The organism is Paraburkholderia sp. HD33-4 (assembly GCF_021390635.1).
GTDB lineage: Bacteria > Pseudomonadota > Gammaproteobacteria > Burkholderiales > Burkholderiaceae > Paraburkholderia.
This window is the reverse complement of the sequence record NZ_JAJEJS010000002.1, coordinates 1,963,542-1,977,307: the sequence shown is the minus strand read 5'-3', so window position 1 is coordinate 1,977,307 and position 13,766 is coordinate 1,963,542. Positions and strand designations below refer to the sequence as shown.

The window sequence follows — 13,766 nt, the reverse complement described above, 5'->3', positions numbered from 1 at the left end:
GCCGGTCACACATCGAATTGACCGAACTCGCTCTGCAGCTCGCGATTGCGCGCCACGCGTTCGTCGATGGCCGGTCCACGCCGTTCGACGACCGCCGAGATCAGCAGATTGAACAGGCACGTCAGCGGCGCGAGCGAATCCCAGAACTGCCCGACGTCGGTCTTCACCTGCAGCAGGTCGCCGTCGAAATCGCGCGCCCACGGACAATAGATATCGGTGACGAGCGCGAACGGCAGTCCGCGACGCGAGGCCGCCTGGCAATAGCGTCGCGCGATCGTCGAATAGGCGCGCGTGTCGGTGACGATCAGATACGGCGCGCTGAATTCCGAGTTCAGCGAATCGACGTAGGAACCCGACATGCCGTCCGAATAGAACACGCGCGGACGGATGTATTCGAGATAGCTGGAGAACGCGTTGCTGATGCCGCGCGTCGATTGGATGCCGAGGATGTAGACCGCATCGGCATTTGCAATGCGCTCGGCGACGCGCGCGAACGCCGGCGAGCGCGCGAGTGCGTACACGTGCTGGATCGCGCCGACTTCCAGTTCGAGCGATTGGGCGAGCGCGGCGTCGCGTGGTGAGCCGCCATCGGAGACGCCCGGTTCATCAGGCTCAGCGGTTGGCGTGCTGTCGCTCGCGCCACGACGGAACGCGTCGAGCCGGTCCGTGATCAGCCAAGGGCGCTGTTGGGTGCCGCGTAGTTCGCGTTTCAGATCGTCGAGATTGCGATAGCCGACGCTGCGCAGAAAGCGGCCGACCGAAATGCCGCTGGTGCCGGCTTGCTGCGCGATCTGGTCGGCGGTTTCGAGGCCGAGCCGGTCGAGATTCGCGAGCATGTAGCTGGCGACGCGTTTCGAGGTCGGCGTGAGTTCGGCAAAACGGGCTTCGACGGTTTGGGCAAAAGCGGTCGTCATCGTCAGTCGCGGCGCAGGGCGCTGGTTGTGCCAATCTGCGAAATGATGACATACCGATCCACGGCTCGCGCAATTTGATTCCGAAAAAGACTGCTTGTCGTGCGACGGTCGAGCCGTGTCAGACCGCCCGCCGCGCCGGCACCGCGCGTGAAAAATGCCGCGCGCCCGCCACGCAGGCGACCACGATCACGGTGACGATGATCATCGACGGCGGCACCTGTTCGTGCAGCAGCACGCCGGCGAGCAGCAGCCCGAAAAACGGCTGCAGCAGCTGCAGTTGGCCGACCGCCGCGATACCGCCGAGCGCGAGCCCGCGATACCAGAACACGAAGCCGATCAGCATGCTGAACAGCGACACGTACGCGAGTCCCCACAGCGCGGCGGCGCCGACACCGTCGAACGACGCGGGCCGGGTCCACCAGGCGAGCGGCAGCATCAACGGCAGCGACAGCACGAGCGCCCACGAAATCACCTGCCAGCCGCCGAGATGACGCGACAGCCGCGCGCCTTCCGCGTAGCCCAAACCACACACGACGATCGCCGCGAGCATCAGCGCGTCGCCGAGCGGCGAGGCGTCGATGCCATGCCGCAGCGCGAACGCGGCCACTGCCGCGCTGCCGAGTGCCGAGAACAGCCAGAACGCCGGCTGCGGCCGCTCGCCGCCGCGCAACACGCCGAAGATCGCGGTGGCGAGCGGCAGCAGGCCGATGAACACGACCGCATGCGCGGCGCTCACATGACGTAGCGCGAGCGCGGTCAGCAACGGAAAGCCGACCACGACGCCGAGCGCGACGACGACGAGCGGCAGCAGATCGCGACGCTCGGGCCGCGTCTCGCGGAACGCCAGCAACAGCAGCAGACCGAGGATGCCCGCGATGGTCGCGCGTGCCACGGTCAGAAACACCGGATCGAGTCCCTGCACGGCGAGCCGCGTGGCCGGCAGCGAGCCGCTGAAGATCAGCACGCCCGCGAGACCGCTGAGCCAGCCGTTGGTGGTCTTGTCCATTGCAAACATCCCTGCGCTGAAAAAGTCTCATGATGCGCGCCGCGGCCGGAAACGTTAAGCTACAGATCAGTACAGTTCGCACAAACTGTACCGAACATGGAGCAGTACAGATGGCGGAAAACGGGAGCAACGAGACGGTGCCGGGCACGCGCGTCGGCCTCGTGATGGACAATCTGCGAGAGCGCATCGCGAGCCGCTCGCTGATGCCGGGCGCGCGCGTGCCGTCGATTCGCGCGATGACCGACGCGCTCGGCGTGTCGAAGTCGACCGTGGTGGAAGCATACGACCGTCTGGTCGCGGAAGGCGTGATCGTCGCGCGGCGCGGCTCGGGGTTCTTCGTGTCGGGCCATGCGCCGCCGCTTGCGCTCGCCGATCTCGGGCCGCGGCTCGATCGCGAGGTCGATCCGCTGTGGCTCACGCGGCAGTCGCTGGAGACCGGCTCGAAAGCGCTGAAACCCGGCTGCGGCTGGATGCCGGCTTCGTGGCTGCCGGAAGATGGGGTGCGTCGCGCGCTGCGCGCGGTCGCGCGTGATCCGCAGTCGCTGCTCGCCGATTACGCGAGTCCGGCCGGCTTGCCCGCGCTGCGTCAGCAGCTCGCGTGGCGGCTTTCCGCGCACGGCGTCGATGCGCCGCCCGAGCAGATCCTGCTGACCGACGGCGGCACCCATGCGCTCGATCTCGTGTGCCGCTTCCTGCTCGAACCCGGCGATACGGTGCTGATCGACGATCCGTGCTATTTCAACTTTCAGGCTTTGTTACGCGCGCATCGCGTGCGGATCGCGAGCGTGCCGTACACGCCGCAAGGACCGGATCTCGCGGCCTTCGAGCGTGTGCTGATCGAGCAGCGTCCGCGGCTCTACGTGACGAACTCGGCGATCCACAATCCGACCGGCGCGACGCTCGCGCCGGCCGTCGCGCACCGGCTGCTGAAGCTTGCCGGCGAGCACGATCTGCTGATCGTCGAGGACGACATCTTCGCCGATTTCGAAGACGAAGCCGCGCCGCGTCTCGCCGCGTTCGACGGCCTCGCGCGCGTCGTGTCGATCGGCAGCTTTTCGAAGACGCTGTCGGCGGCGGTGCGCTGCGGCTATATCGCCGCGCGCGCCGAATGGATCGAGCCGTTGATCGATCTGAAGCTCGCGACGTCGTTCGGCAATGGTCAGCTCGCGGCGAGCGTCGTGCACCGGATGCTCGTCGACGGTACCTATCGGCGGCATCTCGAGACGATGCGCGCGAAGCTGGCCGACGCGATGGGGGAGACCATCAGGCGCCTCGGCTATGCGGGCCTCGATATCTGGACAAGGCCGCGCGCGGGCCTGTTCGTATGGGCGCGCTTGCCCGGTGCGCTCGATGCCGCCGAGATCGCGCGTCATGCACTGACGGCGGGCGTCGTGTTCGCGCCGGGCAACGTGTTCAGCGCGTCGCAAGCGGCGGCGGGTTTTCTGCGTTTCAACGTGTCGCAGTGCAATCGCCCGAAGGTGTATGAAGCATTGCAACGGGCGATGGATGCGTGCGCGGTGTCGGCCGACGCAGCGCGCGAGCGCGTCTGACACGAACGGAATCGAGCCACGCGCTCACGGTCCTGCCTACAGCGTCATTTGCACAGCAGAAGCATCCGTTCCTCTTCCGAGCAAGGCATGTGCGGTTTCGGCGCGGGTTGCGAGACCGCCGCGCTCACCGCCGCGCTGCGGTTCGCGAGACACGCGCGCAGATGCTTTTCGACCGGGCCGTAGTACTTCCACCCGCGCACGAGCGTCGGCAATTCGAGCTTCACCTGTTTCCATTTCGGATGGCCATGCTCCTGCAGATTGTCGAAGTTCGCGCACAACGAGTCGGCGAAATGATTCAGGTTGCTGACGGTGTCGCGCAAGCCGTAGTCGTAGGTGACCAGAAACGCCTTGACCGTGAGACCCGGCACGTCTTCCTTCAGCCAGCCTGGGTAGCTGCTCTCGCGGATCGTCGTCGGAAAGTAGGTCTGCTTCGCGCGGTTCGTTTCCGGTGCATTGGGATCCGCGGGCAACAGGCGCAGCTGTGACAGCAGGTCCGGCTTCATGCTCGTGAACAGATTCGCCGGCTGCCCGACCACGATGATCGCGACGTCGATCTTCTTCACGATCAGCGCGGCGAGCGCGTCCTCGTTGCTCAGATGCACGACGTTCTGCTCGGGAATCGGCTGGCCGAACATCAGGCGGTAGAGCGTGGTCGCCGACTGCGCGGTGCCGCTGCCCAGCAGGCCGACGCTGATGGTCTTGTCCTTGATGTCGGCGAGCGTTTTCAGCGGCGAATCGGCCCGCACGACGACGTTAATTTCCTCGTCGTAGAGCGGCATGATCAGTCGCAGCGGCCGGATCGTCGTGCCCGCGTCGGGGTTGCCCGAATTGGCCATGTCGACGAAGGCCTGGTAGACGTCGGATTGCACGAGCGCGAGCTTCACGCCGGGCTCGTAGCGCATGCGCTGCACGTTTTCGGCCGAGCCTTTAGACGCCACCACCTCGAGGTCGATGCCAGCCGGCGGGGCTACCCATTTCGACAGGTCGTTGCCAATCTGGATGTACGTGCCGCGCTCCGGTCCGGTGACGATCTTGTAGTGAGCCGGTTCCGCGCCGGCCAGCGAACATACGACCAGTAACGCCAGCCCCAGCCAGCCCGCGAGAAATCTCTTCAGCATGGTCTTTCTACCTATCGGTCAGGTTGATCCCGCTTCACGCGTGGCGCGTGGAAGCACCAGTGATCCGGCTGCCATGTCATGTTCAAGCTGCTGCGAGGGTCGCTCCGTCTGTTGCCGCGCAGAGGGCACACGATAATGTGCGAATCAGCACAGACGGCGGCCATTTGATCTGGTATGCGAATCAATGTTCTTCGCGCGACGGCGCAGTCCTTTGCGCCCGCGCGACCCTGAGCGGACGGCGCGCGTCGCGCGTGAGCGCTAGTTGCTTCGCCGGGTCGCGGTCCTCACGACGCCGGCGTTCGTTGCGGTCGCGACCAGCTCGCCTTGCGCTGGCATGCCGGGGGGCAGCGGTGGCTGCAGTTGCGCCTGCGCGAGCGGCGCGCCCGGCGCGGCGTCCGTCGTCGCCGCATGTGGCGGAGTCAGCGGCGCCCAGCCGGTCTCCCGGATCACGCGCTCGAGGATCACTTTCGCCGCGTCGTTGCCGCTGTCGATCGCAAGCGCGTCGTTCGCGTGCTGTCGCGCGCACGGCCACGACTGCTGCGCGGCGCAGGCCTGCGCGGCCTGCAGCGCAATATCGCGACGCTGGACGAGCGGGCGCATCTGATCGGCCAGACCCTGCGCGTCGCTGTTGCCGGGTTGTAACGTTTGCGCGGCCACGAGCGCGGCTTGCGCAGCGGACAGATCGTTGGCGCGGAACGCGTTCCGCGCGACCTGCAACGCCTGTCCGGCGTCGCGGAATTGCGGCGCGGGCCGCGCGGGTATCGCGGCAATCGGCGGAGCGGCAGGCGGCGGCGCGGGCCGCACGGGCGCCGCGGCCATCGGCGGTGCGGCAGGCGGTGCGGGAATGACGGGCGCGGAGGGCACGACGGGCGCAGGCTTCGCCGCCAGTTCGGTCACGGGCGGTGGCGCGGGTCTCGCCGAGGCCGGCGCGTGCGCGGTTTGCGCTTGAGCGATCACCGGCGCGGACGCAAGCGGAGCGATCATGCCAGTGGTTGTTCTGGCATCCTGAGTAACCTGCTCCACGTCTTTATCTTCCGAATCGCCGCCGTCACTGAAGAGCGTATAGCCGACATACGCGAGGCCGATCGCGACGACCGCGCCGATCACGTACAACACGCGCCAGATCATCTGCGCAGTGTGGCGTGACGCATACATCTCATCTTCGTAAGCCGGCATAGTGTTGTCGGTCGACACCAGCGCCGTCCGCATGACCGGCTTGGCCGGCAACAGGGGTTCGGTCGCCATCGCGGCAGTGGCAGCGGCGGCAGCGACGGCGGGCTGATCCCGTGCGCCGGGCTCATCGTCGAAACGGGGCAGGGGCTTGTGCGTGGCGCTCGCGCGGCTGCCCGGAATGCCGGTGCGCATGTGCAGATCGTTCGGATCGAACGGATGTGCAGCGCCACAGTAGGGGCAGGCGTCGACTGGTCGGTATAGTGCGCCGCCGCAGCGTTTGCAGGGCGTGGGAAAACCTTGGCCGGTGGCTGTTTGGGTGGACATGCGGTGGCCCCACCTTAGGAAAACGATGCCGTAAAGGCATGCTCCGGATCGTGTTGAGGCTGGAGCCTTGTCCGCGGAATCACGATCCACATGCGCCGGAGTCGCGGAGACGTAGGCAGCGCCTGCGTTTCCACGGTTTCCAATATGTGGCGTTTCACGAGGGACGTCAACGCGGTAGGCCCCTGGATTGTGTGCGCTACCGCTCATTCGGAAGTATGAAGAAACCTTGGCCATCCGCTCGAAACGAGTGTATGTGTCTGTTGTTTCGCGATAAATGGAAGGCAACTGGAAGCATTGCGCCGCGTGAAGTGAGTGCGACAAAAAAACAACGAGGCCGACGCGTCGTGCGTACGGCCTCGTTATCAATCTGCTAGCGGGGCTTACCGGTAAGCGTTTGCATCAGCATCCGGCTCCGGCGCCGATCAACGCTCAGTGCTTGCGCAACGGATGATCCTTCAGCAGCCATGCGAGCACGAAGGCGAGCACCACGACGCATGCGGCCGACAGATACACGGTGTGCAACGCACCCGCGAACGCATGCAGATAATCGTTGCGCAATGCTTCGGGTAGCTGATGAATCGCGGCGGGACCCAACGCGTGCGGAAGTTCGGTGTCGGGCGGGATCAGCTTTTCGAGGCGTCCGGCGAGGCCGTTCGAGAACACCGCGCCGAACCCGGCCACGCCGATCGAACCGCCGATCGAGCGAAACAGCGTGACGCCCGACGTCGCCACACCCATGTGCTTGAACTCGACGGTGTTCTGGACCGCGAGGACCAGCACCTGCATCACCATGCCGAGGCCGCAGCCGAGCAGACCCATGTACAGATACATCACATGAATCGGCGTATCGATCTGCAGGCGCGCGAGCAGCAGCATAGCGACCGAGACGAGGAACGTGCCCATGATCGGGAACAGCCGGTACTTGCCGATCTTGCTGATCACGCGGCCCGTCACCATCGACAGGATGAACAGGCCGCCCATCATCGGCAGCATCTGCATGCCGGCTTGCGTCGGCGTGGAGCCCTTCACGACCTGCAGATACAGCGGTATGAACGTAACGGAGCCAAACAACGATACGCCGATGATGAAGCTCACGAGGCTACTGATCAGAAACGTGCGCTCTTTGAACAGTCCGAGCGGCATGATCGGTTCGACCGCGCTGCGCTCTTCGTGAATGAAGCCCCAGATCGATACGAGGCCCATGCCGAGCGTGAACCACAGTTGCGGTGACGTCCACGGCAGGATCGTGCCGCCCTGGCTCGTGAACAGGATGATGCAGGTCAGCGCGCCGGCGAGAAACGCTGCACCCATGTAGTCGATCGTGTGCTTCACGTGGCGCACGTGCGGCTTGAACACCGCGCCGATCACGATCAGCGACAGGATGCCGAGCGGCAGGTTGATGTAGAAGATCCAGCGCCACGTCAGATGCTCGACCAGAAAGCCGCCGAGCAACGGACCGATGACGGTGGCGAGACCGAAGATGCCGCCGAACACGCCCTGGTAGCGGCCACGCTCAGCGGGTGGAATGACGTCGGCGATCGCCGCCATCGTGACGACGAGCAAACCGCCGCCGCCGAGGCCTTGCAGCGCGCGCAGCACGATCAGCTGACTCATGTTCTGCGCAATGCCGCACAGCGCCGAGCCGACGAGGAAGATGACGATTGCCGTCTGCAGCACGATCTTGCGGCCGAACAGGTCGCCGAACTTGCCGTATAGCGGGACGACGATCGTCGAACTGAGCAGGTAGGCGGTTACCACCCACGACAGGTTATTGAGCCCGCCCAGTTCGCCGACGATGGTCGGCAGCGCGGTCGAGACGATCGTCTGGTCGAGCGCGGCGAGCAGCATGACCAGCAACAGGGCCGGAAACAGTAGCCGGATAGGCGGATGCTCGGCGGCGGGCGCGGCCGAGCGCGGATCCTCGGACGCGGAATCGACGGACAGGGTCGTAGCGGATTGTTCCATGGCGGCAACGCGTTGAAATTAATTAACTGAGAGATTAATATATGCGACATCGCCTCTCACGTCAAATTCAATGCAATGACAAGGATCTCGTCTGACGACGCCGCGGCAGACCATACGGTGGCAGATGCAGGGCCGCGCGCCCGGCTTGCCGCGCAAGAGCGCGGCGCGTCGAAGCGCAAAGCCAAGGCAACGCAAGAGCCTACTCGAACCGCGAATAGCGCAAGCACCGCGCCGGCTGGGTCGGCCGGCCGCCGCCCCGGGCGGCCGACGGGCGCCGCGCGCGGCCCCGAGCAGCGCGCGCGTTTGCTCGACGCCGCACTCACGCTGTTCGCGAAGCAGGGCATCGTCGAGACTTCGCTCGGCGAGATCGCCCGTGAGGCCGGCTTCACGCCCGCGATGGTGCACTACTACTTCAAGACGCGCGACCAACTGCTGGACGTGCTGATCGACGAGTGTTTCGCGCCGTTGCGCGAGAGTCTGGGGCTGCCGTTTCAGGAGAATCCCGACGATCCGGTCGCGGCAATCACGCAGCTCACTGAGCGGCTGGTGCAGATTGCGAGCGATAACCCGTGGTTCGCGTCCCTGTGGGTGCGCGAGGTGATCAGCGACGGCGGCCTGCTGCGCCAGCGCATGCACGAGCGTTTCGGTTTCGCGCATCAGAAGGCGTCGCTGCTGGCGATCGCGCGCTGGCAGAAGGAGGGGCGCCTGAATCCAGCGCTCGAGCCCGCGCTCGTGTTCGTCACGCTGCTCGGCATGACGATTCTGCCGCTCGCAACCTCGAAGCTGTGGCGCAACGATCCGTTGCGCCGCAATATCGGCGGCGCGGAGATCGCGCGGCATGCGGTGGCGTTGCTGCTGCAGGGGATTGGACCCGGTAAGGGCGATTGAACCGGCAGCCGGGGTGGCACGCCGGTCGTCTGGTCCTTTGAAAAAAGCCCTAGATTTTGCGATTTTTCTTCCACTCGTCGAACGCCGCCTTCGTCGCGTCGTTCGGCGGATAGGTGCCGGGCAGCGCGGTGCCGGCACGAATCCTTTCGGTCAGAAACGCCTCGAGCTGTTCCTGCCCGGCCGCGGCCTGCGCGACGTCGTCGGCCATCTTCAGCGGAATCACCACCACCCCATCCACATCGCCGACGATCACGTCGCCCGGAAACACCGCGACTCCCCCACAGCCGATCGGCACGTTGATATCGACCGCGTGATGGCGGATCAGATTAGGCGGCGCGCTCGCGCCCGCGCAAAACACCGGCATGTCGAGCGCGGCGATCGTCGCGCTGTCGCGCACCGGGCCGTCGGACACCATGCCGGCCACGCCGCGCACCTGCAAACGTAGCGACAGAATCGAACCGAACGACGCGCTGCCGCGCTCGCCGCGGCAATCCTGCACGAGCACGTGGCCCGGCGGAATGGTCTCGACGCATTTGCGCTGCGCGTACTCGGGGTCGGCGAACAGCTCCAGCACGTCGATGTCTTCGCGCGACGGGATGTTGCGCAGCGTGAACGCCGGCCCGACCAGATTCGCGCCGCGCCGCGGACCGAGCGGCGCGACGCCCTGCATGAAGGTGTTGCGCAGACCGCGCTTGAATAACTGCGTGGTCAGCGTGGCGGTGCTGACGTGACGAAGGATGTCGAGCGTCTCGGCGGAAAGCTCGGGCGATGTGGCGGACATGGTGTCGGATGGCCTCGGGTTGGGATGCGGGAACATCGAAAGGCGCGTGCGAGCGGCCACGAAGCGAAGCATGCCGCGCATGCGCGACCACGATGATAGCGCCGCGGCGCCACCCGTTAGCAGACCAGCGCCAATACATCGCCGCGACATGCGCAAGCGCCGCGGAGCCTCTGTTCACGCGACGCGAACCGTTGCAACGAGGCACGCGACGTGCTTGCAATGTCATCGGATGCGAGCGACGCAAAACGAACGACAGCGCCGCGTCGCGCGAAGAAATATGAAGGACTGAATCGATACCGGGCGGAGAACGTCGTACGAGCGGGGTTCGTACGAACCGCGCCGGAACATCGGGTGCCGGCAATCGGCGGGCCGCGGAAAAACTGCGGACACTTTGCAGCTAAATCGCGGTATGCGTCGAGCGCCGTTTTTTCATCGACGTGCAATTTTGGCGCGTTACCGTGCGCACGGGTTGTACTCAGGAAGGTGCTGAACGATGCTTTACAATCGCGGACCTGTCTGCAACTCGGCGTGCGAAATCGAGTCGGAATCATGGACAGCAACACCCTGGCCGCGCAGTTCGGCGGCAATCAGCAAAGTGAAACATTGGCCCCATCCGATGGCCTAACCGGTTTTCCAGAGCAACAACATACGATGAATGCAGCAATGAGGCTCGATCAGGCCACGATCGTGCTGGTGGAGGACGACCCGGACAGCCGGGAATCGTTGACCTTGCTACTCGAGGCGGAAGGCGCGAAGGTGTGCGCGGTCGCCGACGCGGAAGAGGGCGTCGTGGCGGCGATGCGGTTGCTTCCCGACGCGGTCGTCTGCGACCTCGATTTGCCGGCCATGGATGGCTTCTATCTGATCCAGCGGCTGCGCGACCACGAGATTTGCGGCGGTCATTCGCCCGCGGTGGCGGTGGCGCTCACCGGCCATACCGACGACGCATACCGCCTGCGCAGCATCGGCGAAGGCTTCCAGCATTTCATGACCAAACCCGCGTTACCCGAAGCGCTCGTGACGTTGCTGCACGACGCGATCGACGCCCGCGCGGCGGGTTGATCGACGCTTCGCAGCGCTTCTCCTGGGAGTGGGTAGACAGAGCAGGCCGGCGCGCGGCGGGGACAGGTCGTGTCTCGAAGCGGCGCACGCTCAGCGACGCTTTGCGGCGCATCACATAGCGTCGCGCACCCGATGCGTGAGCCGCCGCTATTTCGCCGCTGCCACCGGCGCGGCCTCGCCAGCGGCCGTCGCCGCCTGACAGGCCGCACAGAGACCCTTCAATTCGATTTCGTCGCTCGCGAGCCGATAGCCCGCGTCCTCGATCTGCGCGACGAGGGCCTGACGCAGCTTCGGTTGATGCAACTCGGTGACGCTGCCGCATTGCTGGCATACGACGAGAATGCCGTGCTGGCATTGCGTCAGATCATGGCAGACAGTGAATGCATTGATCGACTCGATCCGATGCACGAGTCCCGCCGACAGCAAAAAATCCAACGCGCGATAGACGGTTGGCGGCGCCGAGCCCGGGTGGATCTGCCGCATTTCGTCGAGCAGCGAATAGGCCTTGGTCGCGCGTCCCGAGTTCAGCAGCAACTCGAGCACCTTGCGCCGGATCGGCGTGAGCTTTTCGCCGCGTTCGCGGCAATATTCGTCGGCGAGTACGAGAGCCGCTTCCTGCGACTGCTCATGCACGTCGTGATGCGCATGATGATCGTGTGCATCGGCGGCGGAGGCGGCAGGCGTGGGAGTGACCGGATGGCCGGTCGCGGCGGGCTTGGCGGTTTTCATGCGTCGATTATAGAGGCTCGGGGAAGGCGGTGCCGCGTCGGTCGGAGCGTCGGCAAAATTGGAATTCGCCTCATCCCGAAAGCAGCCTGGAAACGTTTTGACCCGCACGTCAAACGGCGGTCCGCGGATTTAGCTCCCAACTGAAAACAAATGACAAATAGGGTCCCGACTCGCAAATAGTGCCTATTCTTTGTCCATCAGCCTCTGAATGTGTGTCGACGGGGTATCGATGAGACAACTGCTTCACCCATCGCGGGCGGTAGCCCTGGCATTTTTGATTGCGATCGCCGCGGGCACGCTCCTGTTGAGGTTGCCCTTGTCGCAGGCCAAAGGCGCGGCAGCGCCGTGGCTGACCGCTTTCTTTACGGCGACCTCGGCGGTCTGCGTGACTGGGCTCGTCGTCGTCGACACGGGCAGCTACTGGTCGAACTTCGGACAGTGGGTCATCCTCGGGCTGTTTCAGATTGGCGGCTTCGGCATGATGACCGCAGCCACGTTGCTGGGACTCATGGTCAACCGGTCCTTACCGCTGCGAGCGAGACTGATCACCCAGGTCGAAACGCACACCTTGCGTTTGGGGGACATCCGCAGCGTAGCGCGACTGGTGTTCGTCGTGACGCTCTTCACTGAACTGGGCATTGCACTCTGGCTTTCGATCAGGCTTCATCTCGGATACAAGCTGCAATGGGGCGAGGCCGCGTGGAGCGGCTGGTTTCACGCGGTCTCGGCGTTCAACAACGCGGGCTTTTCGATCCACCCGGATAGTCTGATGCGCTATGCCGCCGACGCGTCGATGCTGGTGCCGGTGATGGTCGCGATCGTCGTTGGCGGAATCGGGTTCCCGGTTCTGTACGATCTACGGGAAAAACTTCGGGGTGCCCGTCAGCTTTCATTGCACACGAGGCTCACTTTGGTGGTGACGGGCTTGCTGTTGCTCGGCGGCTTTCTTGCAGTGCTGCTGTTCGAATGGGCCAATCCGAAGACTCTGGGCGCGATGCCGGTCGGCGAGAAACTCCTTTCGGCGGCTTTTGCGTCGGTATCCGCGCGCACGGCGGGCTTCAACTCGCTCGACATCGGTGCAATGAGTCACGACAGCTGGGCTCTGCATTACTTCCTGATGTTCGTTGGCGGCGGCAGCGCGGGAACGGCAGGGGGCGTCAAGATCGGCACCGTCGCCATTCTGGGCTTGCTCGTGCTTGCCGAGATTCGTGGACGTGGAGATATCGAAGCGTTCGGGCGCCGTGTCAGCGCGTCCGCTCAGCGCCAGGCGATCACAGTCGTGGCGCTGGGTGGCGTCATGATCACGATCGGCACGCTCGTGATTCTGCACATCACCGATTTCCCTACTGACAAGGTGATCTTCGAGGTGATTTCGGCATTCGGTACGGCCGGACTGTCAACGGGAATCACAGGTGAACTTCCCGCGCCGGCGCAGTTGGTGATCATCGCGCTCATGTACGTCGGCCGGGTAGGAACCATTACCTTTGCGACGTCGTTGGTGCTGATCGAGCGGCGTGCGCAATTCAGCTACCCCGAGGAGCATCCAATTGTTGGCTGACCTGTTCAGGACTTCGTTCGGCTTTACGAAGGGCGACGGCGTCGTCGTCATCGGTTTGGGGCGCTTCGGCTGTGCGGTGGCGGAGTCGCTCGTTCGCCTTGGCCATGAGGTCATGGGCATCGACCGGGACGCGCAGCAGGTGCAGTTGTGGGCGGACCGGTTGACGCATACCGTCCAGGCCGATGCGACCAACGTGCATACCTTGCGTCAATTGGGTGTCGCCGATTTCCCCCATGCGATCGTAGGGATCGGGGACGACCTGTCGGCGAGCCTGATGACCGCGATGGCCCTGACGGAACTCGAGATCAAGGACATCTGGGTGAAGGCGGCGACCACGGAGCACGGCCAGATTGCCCAGCGCATCGGCGCTCATCATGTGGTTCATCCGGAAGCGGAAATGGGTGAACGGATCGCTCACCTGATTACGGGGCGGATCGTGGACTACATCGAATTCGGAGAAGGATTTGCGGTCGCCACCATCCATGCGCCGGTGCCGACACACAACCGTCCGCTCGTTGATTGCGACGTTCTGGAGGCGTTCGGTGTCAACGTCGTGGGTGTCGGGCGCGCTGGCGAAAACTTCCGGCACGCGGGGCCCGACACGGTTGTCGTGCCGGGGGATCTGCTGATCGTATCGGGCCCCGCGAGCAAGGTCGAAGAGTTTGCGGGGCGCGCGAGTGCCTGAACCGGTTTGGGCC

Annotated in this window: 12 protein-coding genes; 5 read left to right on the top strand and 7 right to left on the bottom strand. The window is 64.8% G+C overall.

Going from position 1 to position 13,766, the window contains the following annotated elements:
* Positions 1 to 5 precede the first annotated feature (5 nt).
* A complete protein-coding gene (gene sapR / locus L0U84_RS28965) occupies positions 6 to 914 on the bottom strand; it encodes a sap1 transcriptional regulator SapR (RefSeq protein WP_233855265.1) in 909 nt (302 codons plus the stop codon).
* A gap of 118 nt (positions 915 to 1,032) precedes the next feature.
* Entirely contained in the window at positions 1,033 to 1,920 is an 888-nt protein-coding gene (locus tag L0U84_RS28960; protein WP_233855263.1) for a DMT family transporter, read from the bottom strand.
* 110 nt (positions 1,921 to 2,030) lie between these two features.
* Here L0U84_RS28960 and L0U84_RS28955 point away from each other — a divergent pair, with 110 nt between their 5' ends.
* On the top strand, positions 2,031 to 3,470 hold the full coding sequence (locus L0U84_RS28955) for an aminotransferase-like domain-containing protein (RefSeq protein WP_233855262.1): 1,440 nt from the start codon (positions 2,031 to 2,033) through the stop codon (positions 3,468 to 3,470).
* A gap of 44 nt (positions 3,471 to 3,514) precedes the next feature.
* Here the strand turns inward: L0U84_RS28955 and L0U84_RS28950 are convergent, their stop codons facing one another.
* The 3 genes from L0U84_RS28950 to L0U84_RS28940 form a co-directional block, all read right to left on the bottom strand.
* A complete protein-coding gene (locus tag L0U84_RS28950) occupies positions 3,515 to 4,588 on the bottom strand; it encodes a TAXI family TRAP transporter solute-binding subunit (RefSeq protein ID WP_233855260.1) in 1,074 nt (357 codons plus the stop codon).
* Between the two features lie 258 nt (positions 4,589 to 4,846).
* On the bottom strand, positions 4,847 to 6,085 hold the full coding sequence (locus tag L0U84_RS28945) for a hypothetical protein (RefSeq protein ID WP_233855258.1): 1,239 nt from the start codon (positions 6,083 to 6,085) through the stop codon (positions 4,847 to 4,849).
* 429 nt (positions 6,086 to 6,514) lie between these two features.
* Positions 6,515 to 8,050, bottom strand: coding sequence for an MDR family MFS transporter (locus L0U84_RS28940; protein WP_233855256.1), 1,536 nt, complete (start codon positions 8,048 to 8,050; stop codon positions 6,515 to 6,517).
* Positions 8,051 to 8,125: 75 nt separating this feature from the next.
* Here L0U84_RS28940 and L0U84_RS28935 point away from each other — a divergent pair, with 75 nt between their 5' ends.
* Entirely contained in the window at positions 8,126 to 8,938 is an 813-nt protein-coding gene (locus L0U84_RS28935; RefSeq protein WP_267939967.1) for a TetR/AcrR family transcriptional regulator, read from the top strand.
* A 49-nt stretch (positions 8,939 to 8,987) separates the two neighbouring features.
* Here the strand turns inward: L0U84_RS28935 and L0U84_RS28930 are convergent, their stop codons facing one another.
* Entirely contained in the window at positions 8,988 to 9,719 is a 732-nt protein-coding gene (locus L0U84_RS28930; protein ID WP_233855252.1) for a ribonuclease activity regulator RraA, read from the bottom strand.
* Between the two features lie 549 nt (positions 9,720 to 10,268).
* Here L0U84_RS28930 and L0U84_RS28925 point away from each other — a divergent pair.
* Positions 10,269 to 10,781 (top strand): response regulator, encoded by a 513-nt coding sequence (locus L0U84_RS28925; RefSeq protein WP_129960927.1) that lies wholly within the window; start codon positions 10,269 to 10,271, stop codon positions 10,779 to 10,781.
* 147 nt (positions 10,782 to 10,928) lie between these two features.
* On the opposite strand, the gene L0U84_RS28920 is transcribed toward L0U84_RS28925, so the two are convergent.
* Positions 10,929 to 11,510, bottom strand: coding sequence for a Fur family transcriptional regulator (locus tag L0U84_RS28920; RefSeq protein ID WP_233855250.1), 582 nt, complete (start codon positions 11,508 to 11,510; stop codon positions 10,929 to 10,931).
* Between the two features lie 316 nt (positions 11,511 to 11,826).
* Between L0U84_RS28920 and L0U84_RS28915 the strand changes: the two genes are divergently transcribed.
* Positions 11,827 to 13,068 (top strand): TrkH family potassium uptake protein, encoded by a 1,242-nt coding sequence (locus L0U84_RS28915; protein WP_233855248.1) that lies wholly within the window; start codon positions 11,827 to 11,829, stop codon positions 13,066 to 13,068.
* On the top strand, positions 13,061 to 13,753 hold the full coding sequence (locus L0U84_RS28910) for a potassium channel family protein (RefSeq protein ID WP_233855246.1): 693 nt from the start codon (positions 13,061 to 13,063) through the stop codon (positions 13,751 to 13,753). The genes L0U84_RS28915 and L0U84_RS28910 overlap by 8 nt, the downstream gene beginning before the upstream one ends.
* Positions 13,754 to 13,766 lie beyond the last annotated feature (13 nt).

Excerpts from the sequence above, each read along its gene's own strand:
- sapR (WP_233855265.1), bottom strand. The coding sequence starts at position 914 with ATGACGACCGCTTTTGCCCAAACCGTCGAAGCCCGTTTTGCCGAACTC.
- L0U84_RS28960 (WP_233855263.1), bottom strand. The coding sequence starts at position 1,920 with ATGGACAAGACCACCAACGGCTGGCTCAGCGGTCTCGCGGGCGTGCTG.
- L0U84_RS28955 (WP_233855262.1), top strand. The coding sequence starts at position 2,031 with ATGGCGGAAAACGGGAGCAACGAGACGGTGCCGGGCACGCGCGTCGGC.
- L0U84_RS28950 (WP_233855260.1), bottom strand. The coding sequence starts at position 4,588 with ATGCTGAAGAGATTTCTCGCGGGCTGGCTGGGGCTGGCGTTACTGGTC.
- L0U84_RS28945 (WP_233855258.1), bottom strand. The coding sequence starts at position 6,085 with ATGTCCACCCAAACAGCCACCGGCCAAGGTTTTCCCACGCCCTGCAAA.
- L0U84_RS28940 (WP_233855256.1), bottom strand. The coding sequence starts at position 8,050 with ATGGAACAATCCGCTACGACCCTGTCCGTCGATTCCGCGTCCGAGGAT.
- L0U84_RS28935 (WP_267939967.1), top strand. The coding sequence starts at position 8,126 with ATGACAAGGATCTCGTCTGACGACGCCGCGGCAGACCATACGGTGGCA.
- L0U84_RS28930 (WP_233855252.1), bottom strand. The coding sequence starts at position 9,719 with ATGTCCGCCACATCGCCCGAGCTTTCCGCCGAGACGCTCGACATCCTT.
- L0U84_RS28925 (WP_129960927.1), top strand. The coding sequence starts at position 10,269 with ATGGACAGCAACACCCTGGCCGCGCAGTTCGGCGGCAATCAGCAAAGT.
- L0U84_RS28920 (WP_233855250.1), bottom strand. The coding sequence starts at position 11,510 with ATGAAAACCGCCAAGCCCGCCGCGACCGGCCATCCGGTCACTCCCACG.